Annotated in this window: 23 protein-coding genes; 5 read left to right on the top strand and 18 right to left on the bottom strand. The window is 51.6% G+C overall.

Going from position 1 to position 21,942, the window contains the following annotated elements; genetic code table 11:
• Positions 1–45 precede the first annotated feature (45 nt).
• Positions 46–720 carry a potassium channel family protein gene (locus tag M3G15_RS19075; RefSeq protein ID WP_260071774.1) on the bottom strand — a complete coding sequence of 225 codons (675 nt, stop codon included), beginning with the start codon at positions 718–720 and terminating at the stop codon, positions 46–48.
• 439 nt (positions 721–1,159) lie between these two features.
• Here M3G15_RS19075 and sspI point away from each other — a divergent pair, with 439 nt between their 5' ends.
• Positions 1,160–1,396, top strand: a complete 237-nt coding sequence (gene sspI, locus M3G15_RS19080; RefSeq protein WP_009224726.1) for a small acid-soluble spore protein SspI — start codon at positions 1,160–1,162, stop codon at positions 1,394–1,396.
• Positions 1,397–1,472: 76 nt separating this feature from the next.
• Here the strand turns inward: sspI and M3G15_RS19085 are convergent, their stop codons facing one another.
• The 4 genes from M3G15_RS19085 to M3G15_RS19100 all read right to left on the bottom strand — a co-directional run bounded on the left by M3G15_RS19085 (position 1,473) and on the right by M3G15_RS19100 (position 6,486).
• Positions 1,473–3,056, bottom strand: a complete 1,584-nt coding sequence (locus tag M3G15_RS19085; protein ID WP_009224725.1) for a peptide chain release factor 3 — start codon at positions 3,054–3,056, stop codon at positions 1,473–1,475.
• Positions 3,057–3,217: 161 nt separating this feature from the next.
• On the bottom strand, positions 3,218–4,768 hold the full coding sequence (gene zwf / locus M3G15_RS19090) for a glucose-6-phosphate dehydrogenase (protein ID WP_260071775.1): 1,551 nt from the start codon (positions 4,766–4,768) through the stop codon (positions 3,218–3,220).
• A 122-nt stretch (positions 4,769–4,890) separates the two neighbouring features.
• The gene (locus tag M3G15_RS19095; RefSeq protein ID WP_260071776.1) at positions 4,891–5,646 is read right to left on the bottom strand and encodes a spermidine synthase; all 756 of its coding nucleotides are present in this window, start codon (positions 5,644–5,646) and stop codon (positions 4,891–4,893) included.
• A gap of 27 nt (positions 5,647–5,673) precedes the next feature.
• Positions 5,674–6,486: a hypothetical protein gene (locus M3G15_RS19100; protein ID WP_260071777.1), complete on the bottom strand. Its 813-nt coding sequence runs from the start codon at positions 6,484–6,486 to the stop codon at positions 5,674–5,676.
• Between the two features lie 107 nt (positions 6,487–6,593).
• Here M3G15_RS19100 and M3G15_RS19105 point away from each other — a divergent pair, with 107 nt between their 5' ends.
• From M3G15_RS19105 to M3G15_RS19115, 3 genes are all read left to right on the top strand, one after another.
• Positions 6,594–7,094 (top strand): GerAB/ArcD/ProY family transporter, encoded by a 501-nt coding sequence (locus M3G15_RS19105; protein WP_260071778.1) that lies wholly within the window; start codon positions 6,594–6,596, stop codon positions 7,092–7,094.
• A gap of 281 nt (positions 7,095–7,375) precedes the next feature.
• Positions 7,376–9,010, top strand: a complete 1,635-nt coding sequence (locus M3G15_RS19110; protein WP_260071779.1) for a spore germination protein — start codon at positions 7,376–7,378, stop codon at positions 9,008–9,010.
• Positions 9,007–10,149 (top strand): Ger(x)C family spore germination protein, encoded by a 1,143-nt coding sequence (locus tag M3G15_RS19115; RefSeq protein WP_009224720.1) that lies wholly within the window; start codon positions 9,007–9,009, stop codon positions 10,147–10,149. The genes M3G15_RS19110 and M3G15_RS19115 overlap by 4 nt, the downstream gene beginning before the upstream one ends.
• A gap of 135 nt (positions 10,150–10,284) precedes the next feature.
• Here the strand turns inward: M3G15_RS19115 and M3G15_RS19120 are convergent, their stop codons facing one another.
• The 13 genes from M3G15_RS19120 to M3G15_RS19180 all read right to left on the bottom strand — a co-directional run bounded on the left by M3G15_RS19120 (position 10,285) and on the right by M3G15_RS19180 (position 21,075).
• Positions 10,285–10,938, bottom strand: coding sequence for a response regulator transcription factor (locus M3G15_RS19120; protein ID WP_260071780.1), 654 nt, complete (start codon positions 10,936–10,938; stop codon positions 10,285–10,287).
• Positions 10,913–11,995 (bottom strand): sensor histidine kinase, encoded by a 1,083-nt coding sequence (locus M3G15_RS19125; RefSeq protein ID WP_260071781.1) that lies wholly within the window; start codon positions 11,993–11,995, stop codon positions 10,913–10,915. Before M3G15_RS19125 ends, M3G15_RS19120 begins: the two co-directional genes overlap by 26 nt.
• 18 nt (positions 11,996–12,013) lie before the next feature.
• Entirely contained in the window at positions 12,014–12,664 is a 651-nt protein-coding gene (gene liaF, locus M3G15_RS19130; RefSeq protein WP_260071782.1) for a cell wall-active antibiotics response protein LiaF, read from the bottom strand.
• A gap of 114 nt (positions 12,665–12,778) precedes the next feature.
• Positions 12,779–13,480, bottom strand: coding sequence for a PspA/IM30 family protein (locus tag M3G15_RS19135; protein ID WP_009224716.1), 702 nt, complete (start codon positions 13,478–13,480; stop codon positions 12,779–12,781).
• Positions 13,481–13,483: 3 nt separating this feature from the next.
• Positions 13,484–13,984, bottom strand: a complete 501-nt coding sequence (locus M3G15_RS19140) for a PspC domain-containing protein (RefSeq protein ID WP_260071783.1) — start codon at positions 13,982–13,984, stop codon at positions 13,484–13,486.
• A gap of 6 nt (positions 13,985–13,990) precedes the next feature.
• Positions 13,991–14,665, bottom strand: coding sequence for a PspA/IM30 family protein (locus M3G15_RS19145; RefSeq protein WP_260071784.1), 675 nt, complete (start codon positions 14,663–14,665; stop codon positions 13,991–13,993).
• A 61-nt stretch (positions 14,666–14,726) separates the two neighbouring features.
• Positions 14,727–15,023 carry a hypothetical protein gene (locus M3G15_RS19150; RefSeq protein WP_036644963.1) on the bottom strand — a complete coding sequence of 99 codons (297 nt, stop codon included), beginning with the start codon at positions 15,021–15,023 and terminating at the stop codon, positions 14,727–14,729.
• 210 nt (positions 15,024–15,233) lie between these two features.
• Positions 15,234–15,608: a monovalent cation/H(+) antiporter subunit G gene (gene mnhG, locus M3G15_RS19155; protein WP_009224712.1), complete on the bottom strand. Its 375-nt coding sequence runs from the start codon at positions 15,606–15,608 to the stop codon at positions 15,234–15,236.
• A complete protein-coding gene (locus M3G15_RS19160; RefSeq protein ID WP_009224711.1) occupies positions 15,586–15,876 on the bottom strand; it encodes a Na(+)/H(+) antiporter subunit F1 in 291 nt (96 codons plus the stop codon). The genes mnhG and M3G15_RS19160 overlap by 23 nt, the downstream gene beginning before the upstream one ends.
• Positions 15,873–16,358: a Na+/H+ antiporter subunit E gene (locus M3G15_RS19165; protein ID WP_009224710.1), complete on the bottom strand. Its 486-nt coding sequence runs from the start codon at positions 16,356–16,358 to the stop codon at positions 15,873–15,875. The genes M3G15_RS19160 and M3G15_RS19165 overlap by 4 nt, the downstream gene beginning before the upstream one ends.
• Before the next feature lie 43 nt (positions 16,359–16,401).
• Entirely contained in the window at positions 16,402–17,877 is a 1,476-nt protein-coding gene (locus tag M3G15_RS19170; protein WP_009224709.1) for a Na+/H+ antiporter subunit D, read from the bottom strand.
• Positions 17,870–18,208: a Na(+)/H(+) antiporter subunit C gene (locus tag M3G15_RS19175; protein ID WP_009224708.1), complete on the bottom strand. Its 339-nt coding sequence runs from the start codon at positions 18,206–18,208 to the stop codon at positions 17,870–17,872. Before M3G15_RS19175 ends, M3G15_RS19170 begins: the two co-directional genes overlap by 8 nt.
• A complete protein-coding gene (locus M3G15_RS19180) occupies positions 18,199–21,075 on the bottom strand; it encodes a Na+/H+ antiporter subunit A (RefSeq protein WP_260071785.1) in 2,877 nt (958 codons plus the stop codon). The genes M3G15_RS19175 and M3G15_RS19180 overlap by 10 nt, the downstream gene beginning before the upstream one ends.
• Positions 21,076–21,706: 631 nt before the next feature.
• Here M3G15_RS19180 and M3G15_RS19185 point away from each other — a divergent pair.
• Positions 21,707–21,942: YitT family protein (locus tag M3G15_RS19185; RefSeq protein WP_036644961.1), on the top strand; the 236-nt coding region annotated here is incomplete at its 3' end.

Below are 21,942 nucleotides of genomic sequence, written 5' to 3' on the forward strand. Positions count from 1 at the left end.
AACATGGTTTAAAAATGATCCGTCGCTCACGAAGCGAGGCTCGTCTTACTCCTCCGCGTAAGCCAGCTCGAGCTTCGTCAAATCGCCTTTCTCGCCGACGATGACGAGCACGTCCTCCTCCGTCAGCGGAACCGATGCCGAAGGGGAGATATTCATTTTGCTGCCGTGCTTGATCGCCATTACGTTGCAGCCAAACCGGGCGCGAATATCCAGATCCTTCAGGTTTTTGCCGATCATCTGCGAGCTGACGCGCATCTCTACGATGCTGTACTCGTCGGACAATTCGATGTAATCCAAGACGTTCGGTGAAGTCAGATGATGTGCCACCCGAAGCCCCATATCCCGTTCCGGGAAAATGACCTTATCGGCCCCAATTTTCTGCAACACTTTGCCATGTAATTCATTTTGCGCCTTCACCACAATCAGCGGCCCGCCCAGATCTTTCAGGATCAGCGTTGTCAAAATGCTGGCCTGGATGTCTTCCCCAATCGCCACGACAACGACGTCAAAATTCCGAATCCCTAGTGCGCGCAGCGCATCTTCATCGGTGGAATCCGCGGTTACGGCGTGCGTGACCAGATTGGCCACGGCCTGCGTATGATGTTCATCCGCATCGATCGCCAGCACGTCAAAGCCCATGCTGCTGAGCGCCGTTGCCACGCTTAAGCCAAACCGCCCCATACCGATCACGGCAAACTGTTTCTTCGCTGCATTTGCCATGCTCTCACCACCCATATTTTATCCATCCGAATTAGTATACCACAATCTTGTTAGGAAGGAGCATGGGGGAGGGCAGCAGCCGAGGCAAGAGATGCGCTAACGGACACCAGAGACGTTATTGCTCAGCTTGGCACAGTTCCCTGAGTTTAACGGACTGAGAAGACCTTATTTTCAGTCAAACTAGTGTCATCCCCGCCGAAACAGCCCAATAAGAGCTCTGGAGTCCATTAGAACGGGAAATATCCGGGAAATGAAAAAATAACGTCATTACGGTCCGTTACATCGCAACCGCGGTCTGGCTGAGGTTCCAGACCACCTCACGTCCTGATTTGTCGGATCAGATGCAAATCATATCCAGAGCACATCAGATCGCATTATCCCAGTTCCAATCGGGCAAATTAACACCGGGCAAGTCACATATTTCAAGGAGGGAAACTACGTGCCATCCATTACACTCGACCTGCGTCAAGCGATTATGCACAAAATTCACGGCAAAGACGAGCAAGGGCTGCGGGAGATGATCGAAGGTTCGATCGACGCTCAGGAAGCCGCACTGCCGGGTCTTGGCGTCGTCTTCGAAACGATCTGGAAGCATATCGATACGTCCAAACAAAATGAACTGGTATCCGTGCTCAAGCAGCAAGTGGATCAGGCTAGCCTCAAACCATTGAAATAGAACTGCCCGCTACAACAAGACCGCCCTGTCCAAGGGCGGTCTTTCCTTTGTCCGGGAGGCTGCGGACTTTCACTTCTTAAGGTGCGGTCTCCAGGAACTTGGCGTCTGGATTTTTCTCCATCGCCGTCCGCATCGCGTATTCATTTTCGAACAACGCGACATAATTGCCTTTCTTATCCTTCACCAGCGTGGAATTGATCCGGAACTTGGACGGGTCGATTTTGTCGCCTACGATCCAGCGCGCGAACTGGTACGGCATCCGTTGAAGCTGGACATCCACGCCATATTCGCTCTTCATCCGGTATTCAAACACCTCGAACTGCAGTTGCCCGACCACGCCCAGCAGCGTATCTTCAAATCCGACCGTCGTGAACACCTGAATCGTGCCTTCCTCGGTCAGTTGGTCGATCCCCTTCTGGTATTGCTTATGCTTCAGCGCGTTCTTCACCGTCACCTTGGCGAAAATCTCCGGCGAGAACGTCGGCAGCTCGTCAAATACGATTTCACTGCCTTGGCTTAGCGAGTCGCCGATCCGGAAAATCCCCGGGTCAAATAACCCGACGATGTCCCCAGGATACGCTTCGCTGACGATATCCCGATCCTGGGCCAGGAATTGCTGCGGCTGGGACAGCTTGATCTCCTTGCCCGCCCGCACATGCTTCACCGTCATGCCGCGTTCGAACTTGCCCGAGACAATGCGCAGGAAGGCGATCCGGTCGCGGTGGGCCGGGTTCATGTTCGCCTGGATTTTGAACACGTACCCCGAGAACTTCTCGTTCGTAGGTTCAATCAAGCCTTGGGTACTGCGGCGCGGCGTCGGCTTTGGAGCCAACTGCAGGAAGTTCTCCAGGAACGTCTGCACGCCAAAATTGTTCACCGCGCTGCCGAAAAACACCGGCGTTAATTCGCCGCGGCGAACCTTCTCAAAATCAAACGGGTCCCCCGCCACATCCAACAGTTCCAGATCCTGACACAGCTGATCATGGAGATATTCGCCAGCCATTTCGCGAATCACCGGATCGGTATACCCATCCACCTTCTTCACCTGGATCGTGGAGTGGTCGTCTCCCTGGAACAGCTCAACCTGGTTTTTCATCCGGTCATACACACCCGACAGCTCGCGGCCCATCCCAATCGGCCAGTTCATCGGCACGGAGCGGATGCCCAGCACCTGCTCGATTTCCTCCATCAGTTCAAACGGGTTCCGGCCTTCCCGGTCCAGCTTGTTTATGAAGGTGAAAATCGGAATGCCCCGCTTCGCGCAGACCTGGAACAGCTTGATCGTCTGGGCCTCAACGCCCTTCGCCACGTCGATCAACATGACGGCGCTGTCTGCTGCGGTCAGCGTCCGGTACGTATCCTCCGAGAAGTCTTGGTGGCCCGGCGTATCCAAGATGTTCACCCGATGGCCGTTATAATCAAACTGCATGACGGAAGAAGTAACGGAAATCCCCCGCTGCTTCTCGATTTCCATCCAGTCACTTGTCGCGTGTTTGCTCGCTTTGCGCGCCTTGACCGATCCGGCGAGGCGAATCGCGCCGCCGAACAGCAGCAGTTTTTCGGTCAGCGTCGTTTTCCCGGCGTCCGGGTGGGAAATGATTGCAAACGTACGCCGTTTGTCCACTTCCTGCTGCAGCACTTGGTCCAATGCTTTGCTCATGCTCACTTTCCTCTCGTTCCACAAATTCACGTTCTCTATTGTAACATATTTTGTCCTTCCGTTAAGCAAAAACACCTTACGCCCAGACGGGACATGAAGGTGTTTCCAGCTAAACCTATTCTATTCGCCCATAGGCCGGATCGTTCACGGTCAACGCAGCATTAATTCGGGTTAATCCAAACGACGTTGTCTTCCTCCTGGCCGTTCACCGGCCACCAGTGGAAGCCGTCCTTCGCCAGCAGCTCGTCCGCTTCCTTCGGCCCCCAAGAACCGGCAGGATACGTACTGATGTCGGACGGATTTTGCGCCCAAGCCGCGGCGATTCGATCAACGAAGGCCCAAGCCGCCGCCACTTCGTCCCAACGGGTGAAATACGTCGAATCCCCTTGAGCCGCATCGTAGATCAAGCGTTCATAAGCCTCCGGCGAGTTGATCCCCACGAGGCAGCTTTGGCAAAAGTCCATCGCCAGCGGCTGGATTTGCGATTCCGAACCCGGCTTCTTGGCATTAATCTTGATGTAAATGCCCTCCATCGGATTCACGCGGATCACGAGGAGGTTCGGCTCCAGCGTGTGCTTCTGACCGAGATAGACATTCGTTGGCATCGCCTTGAATTCCACAACGACCTCCGTCGTTTTGACGGGGAGCCGCTTTCCGGTGCGAATATAGAACGGCACGCCGGCCCAGCGGAAATTGTCAACGAACACTTTGGCCGCAAAATACGTTTCGGTATTGGAGTTCGGGTCAACCTTGTCCTCCTCACGATAACCCGGAAGCTTCTTGCCTTTCGCTTCCCCTGCGATATATTGCCCGCGAACCACGTTCTCCTTCACTTCTTGCACCGATTCATACGGACGCAGTGAGCGCAGCACCTTCACCTTCTCGTCGCGGATGTCCTCGGCGTACAAGCGGCTTGGCGGCTCCATGGCGATCATCGTGAGCATTTGCAGCATATGGTTCTGCCCCATGTCACGCAACGCACCGGCATGATCGTAATATCCGCCGCGTTCTTCCACGCCAACCGTCTCGCTGAGCGTAATTTGCACATTGGCGATATGCTTGTTGTTCCAGAGCGGCTCGAAGAAAGCATTCGCAAAGCGAATCACTTCAATGTTCTGCACCATCTCCTTGCCGAGATAGTGGTCGATCCGGTAAATTTCCTCTTCTTTAAATACCTGACTCAGCTCTTCGTTCAGCTTCTGAGCAGACTGCAGATCATACCCAAACGGCTTCTCAATCACCAACCGGTGCCAGCCGCTCGTATTCAACATGCCGCCCTTCTGCAGGTTAAAGGATACGCTGCCGAACAGCTCCGGCGCCAAAGCCAAGTAGAACAGACGGTTTCCGGGAATCCCAAACCGTGCTTCCATGGACTCGGTCAGTTCTCTGAGTTCGTGATAACCGTCAACGTTATTGATGTCCAGCGATTTGTAGGAAAAATGCTCCGCAAAGCGCCCCCATTGCCCCTGGTCGTCGATCTTATATCGGCAAAATTCCTCAATCGAACGATACAGGTCATCCTTGAATTCCTCGTCCGAACGCGGACGCCGGGCTACACCGATGACGGCGAAATCCTCGGCCAATTTCCCTTCGCGATACAAGGAATAGATGGCCGGGAAGAGCTTGCGGCGCGCTAAGTCTCCGGTAGCCCCGAAAATAAAAAATACCGCCCCTGGGGGCTGAACTGTTAGTTGTGAGAAATTGTCAGCCATGGCTCCTCATTCTTTCTATGTAAGATTGGTGAATTTAAAACTTCATTCCCGATCAATGACATCTCTTTACAAGGCATCACGGGATGTGATGCCATTTTAGCACATTCGCCTGACGGATTCCATCATCTATCTATAGATATGGGGTCATAAATGATATACCCCGCTGGAGGCTCGACCTCAACAAACCCGGCCATGCCGTGGGCTTGATACTGAATCGGTTTGCGGCTGCCCGCGATCAGCATATTCCGCGGTTCATGAGGCTGACCTGCCGGCAGCGAAAACACCCGGACATACTCCATCACTTCCCGCAACGTGGCAGTGAGCGCGGCAATCCATGCGTCTTCTGCCCCTCGGCCAAATAGATTCAGAAGCAGGATCCCTTCCCGATCCAGTCTTTCTGCCGCCAACTGAAAAAAACCAAGCGACGTTAAATGGCCCGGCGTACCCTGTTCGGAGAACGCATCCACGATAATTCCGTCGAAGGAATTCGGCTTCTCTTCTTCAAGCAAAGAACGCCCGTCACCGATGCGCACCGAATCACCCATATAGCCGAAAAAGTTGCGGCTAATTTCCGCCACCACCGGATCAATCTCCGCCACAATAACGTCGCTCCTGCTCAAATGGCTGGCGATCGTTCCCGTTCCATGGCCGATGATGAACACCCGTCCGGGATCGGGAACATGGCGCTGAAGCAAATACAACATCGCCCGTGGATATTCCAGTATGATCCGTTCGGGCCGGTTCATATCCATTGCGCCTTGCACCGCCTTGCTGGCGAATTGCAGGACGCGAAACGCCCCGCGCTCGCCGTATAATTCGTCCGTTTCATAGACGAAGATTTCCGAGCAGCTTTGCTGATGCAGCAGCAGATGTTGCACGAGTCCCCGTTGCCTCCTTCACGATCTCTAATATTCTACGGTTAGCAGCGGCGTACCGATCGTAATCTCATCCATCCCGGTGCCGCTGTTGCGATGGACAGCCATCTGCAATGCCACGTGATGATCGCCGCTGAGGACGGTGATCGGCAAGGGATCCACCCGATACGTGCGGCTGGCCGTCCCTTCGTCCCCAAACGCTTCGACTTGCTTCAACTTCAGTTTGGCGGATCGCTCAATTTGCGATTCCAAGCGGTCAAGCGTCGCGGCGAGCACGGGTTCACCGGAGTCCGTCCCCTCATCTGTAGCGGATGCGGGCCAGGCCATCCCCTGTATTGCTGCATTCCATCGCGTATCGACGCCTTCATCTGCCAGCGATTCCCCAGCCATCCGTTGGGCTTCCTGAAGTTGCTCCCATATCGCCGGATCCCCGCCGGCGGCCTCCAAGCGAAGCATCGCATAATGCTTGCCCTCTTCCAGTGTGATCAGCTCCAGCTCGGCGCGAATTCCCTCGATCTGACCTTGGGACTCATAAACCGTCCGCCCTTGAACAGTCCCCGCCTCCGGATTCGACAGCCCCAACCGGCTGGCTAACACCCCGGCCGCTTCCTCTGCGGAAAGCAGCGAGTTCCATTCACCTTGCCATTTCAGTGTCATCCGAAACGGATCCGACGTTACGGCCCTGCCTATCGCAACCAGCGCGTCCAACTGCTGCTCCGCGTCTTTCAGTGAATCTGGAACGGCCGCTTCTTGCTCAGTCGCTTGGATCCGTTGCAGGCCGACCAGCAGCATCGCGCAAACGAGGATCAACAACCCAATACTCCATAACTTGCGGTTTTGCATGTCACGCGCCTCCTCTGCGAATAATAACTCAATGTATAGAGCCAAAACCTATCAGGATGGGGAAGCTTATAATCCGCTCGCCGAAAGCTACGAATTTTCAAGCTATCATGACGTTGATGTTGGCCCTCGGACTCATAAACCATGTCTTCATCATCCCGGCCTTGCTGCAAATCGCCAAACGGGATGCCTGGTTTTCCGTGCTACTGTCCGCCGTGCCATTTGCACTTGTGGTCTGCCTCATTCGTTACACTTCGTCCCGGATTGGAACCCAACCTCTTCCCGAATGGATTCGCCATCGGCTGGGCCGAATTCCTGCTTTTGGGTTTCAATGGGCGATGACAGCGTTCTTCTTCGCTACGGCGTGGTTCAGTTTATATGATACCGTAATGTGGATGAAGGTGACGTTTCTGCCTTACACTCCGGTTTTGGCCAGCTCGTTGATCTTGATGCTGCTTTGTTTCGTTGGGGCGCTGAAGGGCATGAAAACAATCGCCGTCACCTCCGGTATCTTGCTGCCGCTTGTTGTACTGCTTGGCTTCTATGTCGCCATCGTCAACGTCGAATTCAAAGATTACAGTCTGCTGTTCCCTCTCTTGGAACAGGGATGAATTCCGGTTTTCAAAGGAGTATTGTACGCCTGTGCCGGGTTGTTCGAGATCTTTTTTGTCTTCTTCCTTCACCCATACCTGAAGGCCCCATTAACCAGAATCCAATTCATCGTGTTCAGTCTGATTCTGCTTGGTCTAATGCTGGGTCCACTGACCAGCGCCATCACCGAGTTCAACCCGTTTGAGCGGCCGTTCAGCGTTACCCGGCTTATGAGGAATGGAGAATCGCCGGTTTTGGCAAATACGTATCGCAAACCGATTTTTTCTCGATCTGTCAATGGTTGTCGGGCAGCTTTATCCGTATTTCCTTTGCGATGATCGTCATCGCGGATATGTGGAAGAAGCAAAATCCCCGTTGGAGACCCACATTGCTCGCGGTCCTCGCGTTCATCCTGATTTTACTTAGCTGTTATACCTTTACCGACATCGTGTTTCAGCGACCGGCCGTCCGGCCAACAAGAAGACCGGATCGACATTCCGTTCCTGACCCAATATTTCCAGACTTCCTCCGACGCAAGCTTCGCCCGTTTGCTGCCGGGATGGAGCCGGGGCGTTCGATCACCTTAATCTATTGTGAGCCGATGACGGATTTGAAACAGTTGAGCGAGGTGGTCTATCCGCGGCTTGCTGAACTGTGTCGGGAACAGGCCAATATCGGAATCGAGGCGTTCGGAGCCAATCCCTATTTGCCGTTAAACCGGATCGAAGGGCCGGACTTGCTGCATCGTCTTACTCTTCAAGTCTACTCCGGCAAGCTGGTCCTTTATTTTGAATACAACCAGACCTTCTTCAGCTGCGATATTTCGAACCCGCCAGGCCGTTCCCCCGAAGAAGCCAGTACGGAATCGGCCGTCAAGGGAGCCCGTGACGGCTTTACTGAAAACCTGACGACCAACATCGGGTTGATTCGAAAACGGTTGCGGACCGCTTCCCTGGGGGTGGAAGAGATCATCAAAGGGACGCGGGGGGAAACGCGCATTGCGCTTTTTTATATTCAAGATGTTATTAACCCGGACATTCTCGCAGAGGCTCGAAAGCGATTGTACGAGATTGACACCGATGCAATTATCGGCACCTCGTATATCGAATCCGTCGTGAAGGGAGCGCATAAACGAGCCTTATTCCCGCTGACCGATTACTCGGGGAGACCGGACTACGTTGTCGATGCCCTGCTGGCGGGCCGATTTGCCGTGTTGGCCGATGAGAATCCGATCGCCATCGTTGCTCCTGTGACCTTGATGAATCTGCTGATTTCTCCAGAGGATGCCAACACCCCTTATTACATCGTGTCCGTGCAAAAAGTGCTCAGACTCATCGGACTGACCGTCGGGCTGTTTCTCCCGGGCTTCTATGTCGCGTTAACCAGTTTTAATCTGGAGCAAATCCCCGTCCCGCTGCTGGCAACCATCAGCAAATCGAGGCATGGCTTGCCGTTTCCGGTCCCGTTTGAAACCTTCGTCATGCTGTTTCTGTTCGAGATCTTTAACGAGGCAGGCAAAAGATTACCCCATGCCATGGGACAAACGATAACGGTCGTAGGCGGCCTGATTATCGGAGATGCCGCCATCCGCGCCGGGATCACCTCGCCGACCATCATCGTCGCCGTGGCGATCGCCATCGTCGCCAGTTCGACCTTAGAGAATCAGACGTTAAGCGGTACGACAGCCCAACTTCGCATCGTGATTTTGCTGTTGTCCTCCATCTTTGGGATGTTCGGGTTCCTGATCGGTTTTATCGGTCTAATCCTTTACCTTGCCTCATTAGAGTCCTATGGCGTGCCTTATCTATCGCCATTTTCCCCGTTCGTCAAAAGCGACTTTGCCGAAGCGGTCCTGAAGAAGCCGTCGAAATCCGTGAAGAGGCGGCCCCGCATTCTGCATCCGCTGGATCAAACGGCAAGGAGGGACAAGCCTTGAGAGCGATCCGGGCTTTCCTTGCGCTGATCCTGCTGCTGACGGGCTGTTGGGATATGAAAGAGGCGCAAAATATCAATTTTATCACCGCATTGGGTGTCGATTATGCGGATGGCCGTTTCATCATTTATGCCCAGTTGCTGGATTTTGCAGAGATTGCTAAACAAGAGGGGGCGGTTGAAACCGGAAACGGGAAGGTTTGGATCGGAAAAGGCGAGGGGAAGACGATCGACGAGGCTTTGATTTCGCTCTACCCCGCCTCGCAGCAACGGACGTCCTGGACGCATGTCCGAACGATCATCTTCTCCAAAGCGCTGCTGGACAAGCATTTGCCGGAAGCCGTCAACGGCTTGATCCAAACCCGTGATCTTCGGTACACGCCTTGGGTGTTTGGCACCGACAAGCAAATTCCCGATGTGTTTGCGAGCATCTCCCTTCTGAATGAGTCGGTGCTGAATTCGGGGCTGCTTGAACCCGAAGAATTATTTAAACTCTATTCTTTCGTCGAGCCCATTCGGCTCATCAAGCTGATGGACGGGGTGAAGGAGCCTGCGGTGACGAGGCTGTTACCTCTGATCAGCTGGACTGACGAGGTTTGGAAGGGGGAGGGCAAACCTATTCCTCAAATCAAGCTCGTCGGCGCATATGCCATCGCACAAGGCCGCAACCGTGGACAAGTTGACCCGGCAATGCTTCAGGGGGCGAGATACGTGGCATTCCACAGAATGATCAGCTTTCCGTTGCCTTTATCCTTAGAGGATGGATCCCCGGTGACGATCAATATCGCGCATCGCGATCCGGACGTACAAATCGGCGCGGGTAGTGACCCCATTCGGATCAATTTGAACGTGCGCGCCAAAGCCTATATCACGGAGGTAGGGGCGGGAGGCGGGATTGCCGCCGCCCGGCTCCGTGCCTTGGCCGAAGAGACCATCGAACGCGAAATCAGGCGTTCCTTCGACATTGCGAAGGCTCGCCATATCGACCTATACAATCTGGAAGAGAAGCTCTACCGCTATGACCAGGCGCGGTGGAAGCAGCTCCGTTCCCAAGGAAAGTCCCTGATTTCCATCATGGAATTGGATCAGGTCCAGGCCGAGGTGACCCTCGTTCACTCCTCAGCCTATAACTTGTTGAACTAATAAGAAAAACGTCTATCGACGTACATTCAAAGTAGACAGACCGCGTTTAGCGGAAGTTTTTTCTTGCGATATCAGGATGCCAATGCCCCGAAGTTTATACTTTCTGATATCTTAAGAAAACGGGTTGGCAGAAATTCACTCCGCCAACCCGTTTTTGTATGCGTAAATAGCCGCCTGCGTGCGGTCCTCTACGCCAAGCTTCGCTAAAATATTGGTGACATGGAATTTCACCGTTTTGATCCCGATGATCAGCTCGTCGGCGATATCCTGATTCGATTTCCCTTGAGCCAGCAAACGCAGAACGTCCATTTCGCGCTCGGTCAGCTCTTCGTGAGCCGGAGCCTCCACCTTTGGTTGGCGGAACCGGTTCATCATCTTGGAAGCGACCTGCGACTCCAATACCGATTGGCCGCGGGCTGCTGCGCGAATCGCCTCAGCGATCTCGGAAGCGCGCGACGTTTTCAGCAAATAGCTGAACGCCCCGGCTTCGATCACGGGATACATCTTCTCGTCATCAAGATAGCTGGTGAGCACGATGACTTTACAGTCCGGATGCAAGGCAAGCAGCTGCCGAGTCGCTTCGATGCCGTCTATGCCTTCCATCACCAGGTCCATCAGCACGACGTCAGGCCGGTACTCCTGCGCCAGGCGAATTCCTTCCTCCCCGCTGCTGGCCTCTCCGACAACCTCAATCCCTTCTTCGGTGCCCAGCACCGCCGCCAGGCCGATTCTTACCATCTCATGGTCATCCACAAGCAGTACTTTAATCTCCTTGTCTTCCATCTCCATGACTGCCTTCATCCCCGCTTTCTTCATGAATTAGTGGAACGGATATCTCAATACGCGTCCCTTTGCCGGGCGCGGTGATAAACTGAATCGATCCGCCGATCTCGTGGATGCGCTCCTGCATCGTCGACAAGCCGTACGAAGCCTGCTTCTTGTCGTCCATCTCGAAGCCGATCCCGTTGTCGCGCAGCGTCACCTTAACTGCTTCGCCCCGGCGGTGAATCCGAATCTCCATCTTGTCCGCCTTGGCGTGGCGCAGCGTATTGGACATCGCTTCCTGGATGATGCGGAACAGATGGTTTTCAATCCCTTTGCCTAAATTCAAATCCTCGTCGATCTCCAGGGTTAAATCCATCGGCACCTTCGTCTTTAGCTCTTTGACCAAATCGCTTAAGCCCTGCGACAATTCCTTGCCTTCAAGATAGACCGGACGTAAATGCAGCAGCAGCGCGCGCATTTCCGACTGCGCCACCGAAGCCATCTCCTCAATGAGTTCGACCTGACGCTGCGCTTTGTCGAAATCCTTCTCCAGCGTACGTCCCACAGCCGTAGCCGTCATCGAGATGGCAAACAGCTGCTGGGATACGGCGTCATGCAATTCGCGGGCCAGCCTCTGCCGCTCCTCCACGATCGCCGATACCCGGGCTTGCTCGGCCAACTGGGCGTTGTGCGTGGATAACCGCTGCAGCGAGGACACCTGCTCCTCCCAGCGTTTGCCGATCCGCTCCAGCTGCTCTGCCAGTCGGCCCAGTTCGTCTTCGCCGAGCTTGGGAACGCTCCCGGTTTGATTGCCTTTCTCCCATTGCAGCAAGGCTTCACGTAAACCGTCGATCTGTCGTTTGGGACGATACCCCAGAAAGAAGCCGAAAGCTGCGCCGATGATGAGAAGCAGCGACAGCAGCGTCATGCCGGCTTGGATGACCGTCCTCCAGGACGGTTGGGGTTGAAAATACCCGTATGTATACATCACATAAATGGTGGCTGCCATCGTAATAACAGACAGGAGAATCCCTCCGCGCATGCTGCGGGAGACCATGTTGCTCGGCTTTTTCGATTTCATGCGGGACGTTCCTCCTGTCTAAAGTAATCGTATATCGACATCTCCTACAAGATAGGAAATGATGATTTTCACTTTTTGGTCACGGACCTCGTAGTTCGGCGACTTCCAATATAACCGATTGAGCATGCCCGTCTCTTTGTCGTGGCTGAAATCGATTTGTCCGAACAGGACAAACGCTTCGATCTCCACGCCGTAATCCTCCGGAATCACTAAATCCACGTCCCCGACAATCCCTTGAAACATGAGGACGTTATGCCCACCTTCCATCATCGCCAGCGATAAATCGATGTCAAGCTCGCCAAGCACATGCCACATGCTTGTGTTCCGCAAGTTCCACGGATCGCGGTCCCAGCGGATGCTGGAGGTGATGTTTTGCTTCTGCACGTAATTGCCTTGCGGTTGGGTTTTGCGAACTTTCGCGTAGTAGTACCCCAGCGAGATCATCAGAATCGCCAAGATCAGCATAAAATGGTCCAGCAGGATGAGTCCGCCGCCGACCGCCATCAAGATATAGCCGGTCTTGACCTGTTCCCCTTGCCGGATTTTATATATGCCGAACCCAAGCAAAAAGAGGGCGACAATGGTAAAGAAACTCAGCCACTTCCCGAAAATCAACAGTAAGCCAAATGCGATTAAGCCGATGGCTAAGAACCTTTTCCGTGTATCCATGTGCCGCACCTCCCTGCAGGTTCATAGAGTCGTAAAAAGCCATAACGGCATGGCCTCCCATACCGTATGGCTTCACCAGTATTTAGAATATCACAATGTCCAGCGGACGTGTAGTTATTCCTTGTCTTCTTCGCGGGCTGCGGACGGGTTCAATTTTGCTTTCAGCGCTTCAAGCTGCGCATCCACTTTCAGCTGCTTCTCGGCATCTGCCGGGCTGATGTAAGTGGAAGGCGATGTTCCGCGATAAACCATGCCGGCGACTTCGGCTTCCGCTTCCAGTTGCATAATCTTCTCTTCCATCCGGTGGAATCCGAGCGAAGCGTTGCCGCTTTCGATCGTATGCAGCGTGCTGATTTGCGACATTTGCTTTCTAGCTTTCGCCATTTGCGCGCGGCTCACCAGCTCGTTCCGTTTGTTGCGCAGTTTATAGAACTCGTCTTTCATATCGTGCAGCTGCTGTTTGAGTTCGGCAGCATGAGCTTCAGCTTGCGCGTGCAGCTCGGCGAATTCCGTTTGCTTTTGGTCGTAATGGATTTTCTCCTCCAGCATTTTGCGGGCAACTTCCTCCTGCCCATTGCGGAGTGCAAGCTCAGCTTGAGCCTCCCGCTGTGCAGAGATGCGGATCGCTTCGTCCAGACGTTGCTTCATCCGGCGCTCGTTGGCCATTTGCTTCGCCACCGTTACTTCGGCGTCGCGAATTTCAGCCTCCATATCGCGCAGGTATTGGTTCAGCATGACAATCGGGTCTTCCACCTTATCCAACAAATCGTTTACAGACGCTTTCGTAATATCTTTAATTCTTTTGAATACTCCCATCGTTTACACTTCTCCCTTCTCGTATTCGGAGAGCTTCTTACGCAGCTCTTCCAATTCTTTTTTTAAGGCTTTCTTCTCAATATCTTCCATCATGGAATCCAGACTGGATGCACCCGGAGCGGACTGGAAGCCGGCTCCCGAAGCACCTGCGCCGTATTGCGGCGGCTGGGTTCCGTAAGTATTACCGGTTGGATTACCGTACGGTGGACGGGGACCAAAGCGTTGATCCTCGTAGAAGTCCCGGCGTTTACCGCCGTAACCCGGATGCGGGCCGCTGCCCAGCCATCCGCCATGATAGTACGGATCGTGGGGCTGATATGGCTCCTTGGAGATCACCAAGGTAGCGATGAAGTAGATAAAGATCGTTGTCCCGCCGGTAAAAAATATGCTAAGAAAAGCGATCAACCGGAGCACGCCGACGTGAATTCCGAAATATTCTCCGAGCCCTCCGATCAAACCGCTGATCCAGCGATCCCGTCTGGATCGGTACAAGGGTCTTCCCATCGATTCTTACTCCTCTCGCTGGTTATTTAGCTTCTGCTTCAAGCGGGAGAGCTCCTGTTCCAGAGTCGATTGGATGGCGGAGCCGGCTTGGTTCAAGAAATCCGAACCCGCTCTCCGCAATTCGCGCAGGCTGCGGGCTTCCCATTCCATATCGGACACCCGGTCCTCCAAGCGATGGAACATCTTCGGCACATCCTGCATCCCGTAACCGTTCATCCGCTGGTTCATCCGCTGCTGTAAACGAAGCGTCTCCATTCTTGCATAGTAGTACTGCCGTTTGTTGTATACGACCTGATATTCGGTCTTCAATTCGTTTAGCTGGGCTTCTAATTCCTGCAGCGATTCTATGCTTTGCGTGTACAACTCGGTGTATTGTTCCACCTTTTCCTCGTACAGCATCTTCTCCTGCAGGGCCAGCTTCGCCAAGTGCTCCTCGCCTGCTTTCAAAGCAAGCAGCGCTTGTTCCTCACGTTTGTCGCGCATGACCTTGGCTTGATCGACCTGCTGCTTCAATTGCTTCGCATGTCCGCTGTATTGATAATGAAGCTTCTCGGCTTCCGCAATTTCCTGCCGCGTTTCTATCAGAAATTGGTCGATCAAGCGAACCGGATCCTGCGATTGTTCCAACTTCTCATTTAGAGTAGCTACCGTAATATCTCGTACTCGACGAAATACACTCATGACATCCTTCCCTCCTAACCTTTCGGTTCACATTCAAGTTCATCTGCATGTATTTAATCAATCAGTAACTCCGTTTGCCTCTTAAGGAAGAGATACCGTAAACGATTAATCCAATACCTAAGAGCGGAACGATCAGCCAGGCCAGCTTGGAGATCAAGGAAATGACCCCGAAAATCAACACCAGCCATCCGAAGAAGGCGTTCCCCCGTCGAATCCCGTAATAGCCGAGACCGATCATGACAATCGCAATCACCAGTCCGAACAGGCTGCCTAGGAAAGGAGTTAACTTGCCCAGCAGAATCAGTGCGCCAAGGGCAATCAGTACAATAGCAAATACATTCGGTCGATTGGTTCTCATTGAATATTTCACCGCCTCTCATTTGATCAACCTTATGTCTCTATTCTAGGATGATTACGGGTTATCCAAAACGGACTGGGGACGGTTTTTCAACCTAGACCTAAGTCGAGGATACGCTCAGCCTGGAGGAGGCGCAACTCGCAGCCTCCATATCGTAAACAATTGAACCAATTAAAAACTGGCACCGGTAAGTACCGATGCCAGTTCCTTTCACTTTGGGGCTGAGCTTTGGCGGTCGAACTCCTTCTTCAGGTCGTCCCGAACGCTTTGCTCCCATAAGGGGACTCCGCTGCGATAAGCAGCCCTGCCGTTCAAATGCCCGGCAACAGGAGCAGTAACAAACACAAACACAATGCCAAGAAGCAGCTTGGCGCTTGCATCGGCATAATCCAAATAAATCAAGAAGTAAAAGAAGGCGGCACCCAGAATAAACAATATACCCAGCGTCGTGCTTTTCGTGGCCGCATGCGAGCGTAAGTAAGTGTCAGGAAGACGCAGAAGTCCAAAGGTGCTAAGTGCACTAAGAAGCGCACCGAGTAGCACGATAATCCCAATCAAAACTTCACCTGTTTTCGTGATCTCCATCTTCGAACACGATCCCCCTTTCGATAAATCTAGCCAATGAGGCCGTACCGATAAATGTAAGAATGCCAATTAGCAAAATGATATCGATATAAGCTTTCGTTTGCTGGAACATGGAAAAAACAGCGATCATCGCCAGCATATTAATTCCGATGGAATCCAGACTCATAATCCGATCAGGCAGCGACGGCCCCTTAAGCAACCGAAACAAGCAACCGAAAATGGACAAGGACAGGATACCCAAAGCCAGATACAGAAAAGTCGACATCACTTGCGCGTCACCTCCATAATCGCCCGTTCAAACGAGCCGCGGATCTGATTAACCAGGAGCTCCGCATCTGCTACATCCATGGCATGAATATATAATGTGTTCGTGTTCCCATCCGACAAGACCTCAAGCGTGAGCGTCCCCGGAGTCAGCGTAATCAGGCAGGACAACAACGTAAGCTCCCAGTCACTTCTTAACTCGGTTGAGTAAGCGAAGATACCCGGTTGTATGTTCAACCTCGGACGTACGATTTGCCGAATCACCGTAATGCTGGAAACAACCAATTCCTTGTTAAACAACATCAATAGCTTCAGAATTGCCCAAACCTTTTTCAAATAAAAGTCGTTAGGCCAAATCCTTCTAAACAGGCCGATGAGTACCAGTCCGATCACAAAACCGATCAAAAATCCTGAAGCGGACCAGCTGCTATTCAAGAACATCCAGATGACGGCAATTAGAAGGTTCAGCAATATTTGCATAAACATACCATCTACTCCTCGTTCAAAATATCGGTCGGGGTGATAAGGCTCACCTCTTTAATACGGCTTCTACATATAATTCAGGAGTTACGAGGATACGACCTGCTTGCGATACGAAGGCATAGATCTCTTCGGCACCCAGTCCCATCCCGACGAGCAGCACAAGCAAGCCGAAGGTAATAGCCAATAAACCTTTAAAACTCTCCTCGCCGATTTCGCTGCGCTTTTCTTCCCCCAAAAAAGCCCCGATAAACACTCGAATTAAGGAATATAAAACCAACAGGCTTGAAAGGACCGCTACTGCGGTCAACAGAACATTTCCGGATTCCAGGCCTCCGCGGAGCATCAGCATTTTTCCCGGAAAACCGCTGAGTGGCGGTACTCCGACGAGTGCCAGCGTCACAATGAAGAACAACCATCCGAGCAATGGATAACGCTTGATCAGACCGCCCATTTCCCTTAAATCCTCCGTCCCGGCCGCTTTGATCAGCATACCGCCAAGCAGGAACAATAGCGCTTTGGCCAACATATCGTGCAGCAGGTAAAAGATCACCCCATCCATCGAGGCATGATTTCCGACGGCGATCCCAAAGCCGATAAAACCGATACCCAGGATCACGTTATAGTTAATGATCTTGTGAATATTGGTGTAAGCAACCGCGCCGATTCCGCCGAGAACCATCGTCGCCATCGCCATCAAGCCGATCCCGTCACGTATAAGGTCCGGTTGATAGGGGAAGAGGAGCGTTACCGTCCTTACGATGGCATATAACCCTACTTTGGTAAGCAAAGCGGCGAAAACCGCTCTAACCGCGGCAGGAGGCGCACTATACGAACCGGGAAGCCAAAAGAACAGCAGCAGACCTGCCTTCAGCGCGAACACAGTCAATAACATAACGGCAATCACCGTCAAGATCCCAGCTTGCTCAAGCTCCGCAATTCGTACGGACAGGTGAGCCATATTCAGCGTCCCCGTTACGGAGTACAAGTAAGCTACGGCAGCGACGAACAGCGCTGAAGAGACGATGTTAATCAAAATATACTTTAGGGTTTCCCGCAGTTGGCGTTTGGTCCCACCGAGTACAATCAGAGCATAGGAGGCGATAAGCATCACTTCAAAACAAACAAACAGATTGAACAAATCCCCAGTCAGAAACGACCCGCAAACGCCCACGATCAAGAACTGAAAGAAGGGATAGAAATAGTAGCGCTCCCGATCCTGGCCGATCGTCCGAAAGGCATATAACAAACAGGCCAAGCTGACAACAGAAGTGGACAGCACCAGCAGAGCAGCGAACATGTCCGCTACAAATATAATCCCGTAGGGTGGAAGCCACCCCCCCATATACAGGGTTTGAATCCCATCATGATGTACTTGGCGCACGATCAAACAGGATACCACGAGATGGATCAGCGAACCGACCAAACTTATCCAACGCTGAAGCATGATCCGGTTATGGCCAAAAATCAACGCCACCGCGGTGAGCAAAGGAATGATCAGCGGAAACACAAGCAGATTATTCATCCTCTTCCCCCCTTAGCTCCTCCATATCATCTGTCCCCAGCTTCTGATAGACCTTATAAGCCAAAACGAGAAAAAACGAAGTAACTCCAAAGCTAATGACGATCGATGTTAAAATGAGTGCCTGAGGAACAGGATCAACATAAGATGAAGCGTTCTCCCCGAGAAGTGGAGCCGCTCCGTTTTTCAACCGAGCCATCGTAAGCAGAAGCAGATGAACGCCATGCGTTAGCAAAGACGTCCCCAGGATGATTCGAAGCAGGTTTTTGGATAGGATGAGATACACCCCGACCATAAACAAAATGCCTACGGCCAAAGACATGATTAATTCCATGACTTTTTGTCCCCTCCTATCGATAATATGATCGTCATGGTTACGCCCACTACCGTCAAATAGACACCAAGGTCGAACAAGACAGCCGTTGCCAATTCAACATCGCCCAGAATCGGCAAATGGAAGTGATCAAAGGCGTGAGTCAAGAATGGCACATTAAACAAAAGTGAACCCAGGCCTGTAAGATAGGCGATTAGCAGCCCTACAGCGATCATTTTGCGAAAATCAACCGTAACAATATTGCCCATTGTCCCCTTCCCAAAAGCGAGTGCCAGCAATACCAGTGACGACGCCGTCATCAGTCCGCCTATAAACCCGCCGCCGGGATTGTTGTGTCCGGCCAGAAACAAAAATAGGGAGTAGATCAAGATAAGAAAAACAGTTACTCTGGAAGTTGTTTTAAAAATCACGTCATTTCTTTTGCGGACTGGCCTTGGTTCAAGCTTCCCATACGAAAGCTTAACTCCCAGGTGGTCAGATGCAAGACTAAGACGGATCATTGAAAAGATAGACAGTGCTGCAATTCCTAATACAGTAATCTCCAGCATTGTATCAAACCCGCGGAAATCCACGAGAATCACGTTAACCACATTATTACCGCCGCCCAATTCATAACTATTATCCAGGAAATAATCTGCGATCGATGCAAATGGCTTGACGCCCCCCGCACTAAGAGCGATCAGCGTCATCATGACACCAACCCCCAGTGAAATCATAAGCCGAGTCAGTTGAAATCTCTGGCTGTTTTTCTCCTTCTTCAGTTTGGGCAAGTGATAGAAACAGAGCAAAAACAACGTTACGGATACGGTCTCGACGATCATTTGAGTTAACGCCAAATCGGGGGCCCGGAAAATGACAAATAGCAACGTCACCATATAACCAACGGCGCCCGTCATGATGATTGCGGGAATTCGCGCAGAAGCAAACGGCACGGACAAGGCGGAAATCGCCAGTACGGCCACGATAACCATCTCATACAGGGTTACCGAAGAGTAATTCTCCATATTCAGCGAAAAGCTCTGCGTTGCAATCATCGTCCCCCCAAGAGAGGCAATGAGGAATACAAAGATATACATCAGATAACGCCGGACCGAACCGTTCATGTAACGGTCTGTCAATCGGCGCGACGATCGTTCCATTCCGCTTAATCCCAGGTCATAAACCCGATTTAACGTAAACGAACGCTCCCAAGTCTCTCTGATTGAACGGAACTTTCCATATCCGACATAAAGCAGTACGCCAGCTACGATGACACCGAGGGTCATAAACACTTCCGGGGTCCAACCGTGCCACATGCTGATGTGAACCTCAAAATGCTCACCGGCTGCAAGCAGTCCTGGATGCACCGCAGCGACTGCAGGAGCGATTAAGGTGTGCGAAAGAAAGTTAGGGTATAAACCAATCGTGACCGCCAATGCAACCAGGATCACGGGAGAAATCAGCATGCCTAGCGGGGCTTCATGCGGTTTTTTCTCAAGCTGGTCCGGTTTGAATTTTCCCGTAAACGTCTTGAACACGAGCACCATGCTGTACCCGAACGTAAATACGCTTCCGATCCAAGCAATGATCGGGAACAGGATGCGGAAAGTTTGAACATTCCAGATATCCAAACTCCAAACGTTCAACATTCCGGTGAAGAACATTTCCTTGCTCAAAAATCCATTAAACGGCGGAATACCTGCCATGGAAAATGCGCCGATTACTGCGATCGTAAACGTAATCGGCATCAGCGACATCAAGCCTCCGAGCTTGCGTATATCGCGGGTACCCGTCTCGTGATCCACAATCCCAACAACCATAAACAATGAGCCCTTAAAGATCGCGTGGTTAATGATGTGAAAAATAGCGGCGGTCGTAGCGGCGGTATATAGCATGCTGTTGCCGGCTACCGCACCGCCCGCTGAGCCAACGCCCAGCAAAGACATGATGAGCCCCAATTGACTTATGGTAGAAAAAGCAAGCATCCCTTTTAGATCATGCTGTTTAATCGCTCGAAACGAGGCGAAAATCATCGTGAACAAGCCCACAGCAGACAACAGCCAAAACCATGTGCCGTTCGCCCCAAAAACAGGCGTTAACCGAGCAACCAAATAAATCCCTGCCTTGACCATCGTGGCTGAATGCAAGTAGGCACTGACCGGGGTCGGTGCTTCCATAGCATCCGGTAGCCAGATGTGGAAGGGGAATTGCGCCGACTTTGTGAATGCACCGAGCAGTACGAGGACGAGAGCAGGAACAAATAACGGATGGTCAAAAACCACCCCATGCTGCACAATGATTCCTCGAATACTAAAGGTTCCCGTCATCACGTAAAGCATAAGGAAGCCGGTCAACATGGCCAGCCCCCCGAATACGGTGATCAGCATCGATTTTAACGCCCCGTAACGCGCCTCTTCTCTCATATGCCAGAAAGAGATCAACAGAAACGAAGAAATGCTGGTTAACTCCCAAAAGCCGTACAAGACCATCAGATTGTCGGAGATGACTACGCCGAGCATGGCTCCCATGAACAGGAACAAGAAGACGTAAAAGCGATGAACCGCTTCTTTATCTTTGTCCATATAATAAATGGAATACAACACGACCAGCGCACCCATGCCTGTAATCAACAAAGCGAACAGCAGAGCCAGACCGTCCAGATAGAACGAAAAATCGACATCGAGCGACGGCATCCAAAGCATCGCGGCAGAATAAGATTTCACTTCGTTTACGGCGGGAATGTGCGAAAGAAAGTACAAAAATAACAAAACCGGCAGCCATAGAACAAACCATCCGGGATGGATGCGGCTCATATTTTTCTTGCGCAACAACGGGATGAATGCGGCAATTAAAAATGGCGCCATGATAACAGCATGAAGTAGCGACAAACGAATACCCTCCAGTCCTCACAGATGTTCCAGATTTCTTTAGTGTTTCCATATTTCGCCTTCCAATTACTCCATGATCATACCTCCAGTATCCCTTAAAATAGACAAAAGGAGCCCAATTGGCAGGCTCCTCCGGTTCAATCCATAATTCAATTTTACAAATTTCCTGTATTAAATAATATAACGGCTTTCCATTACATTGTAAAGGTCTGTAATCAAGAGTTCGTATATCTTCAATCCTTATAGGGAATCACTTAATTATCGAAAGGAGTGATTCCGTGTTAAGGAAATTGTTCGTTTGCTGCAGTATATTTCTCATTGTCTTGGCAGCAGGCAGAGAACTGGAGTCCAGAGTTTCTGATTCACATTCGAATTTCATGATTCAGGAAGATCCAAATCGTCCGTTTCACATTCAAGTCCAGCGAGTATCTCCTTTTTCTTCAAGGGAATATATAAGAAAATCAAAACACATACAACCATAGAACAAAAGAAATTGCTAATCCAGCCAAGCAAACTTTGTTTGAGATCTGGTTCCACCTGAAATATAACTCCTCGATGTCAGAACTAATACCTGTTATAATAATTAATGTACATGCTGTAAATGCAGCCTCTACCGAGCCAGGAGGGCGATATGAAATATCAAGTAAGAGTTCATTTACTCAGAAAATCCAGTAGCAGTTCAAGGCCCCCTGTTTCAAATTTGATCCGCGTTACCGGAATTATTACTGGTGCATCACTTGCTTCTGTGAGCCTAGTGTTTTTCCTTATGCCTCATGGCATCGTAGTGGGAGGAATAACAGGTTTATCTGCCTTACTCGCACTACTTACTGAATTCAGACTTGCGCTGTTCCTGTTTTTTCTTAATGT

The sequence above is a fragment of the Paenibacillus sp. p3-SID1389 genome, from assembly GCF_025151705.1.
Taxonomy (GTDB): Bacteria; Bacillota; Bacilli; order Paenibacillales; family Paenibacillaceae; genus Fontibacillus; species Fontibacillus phoenicis.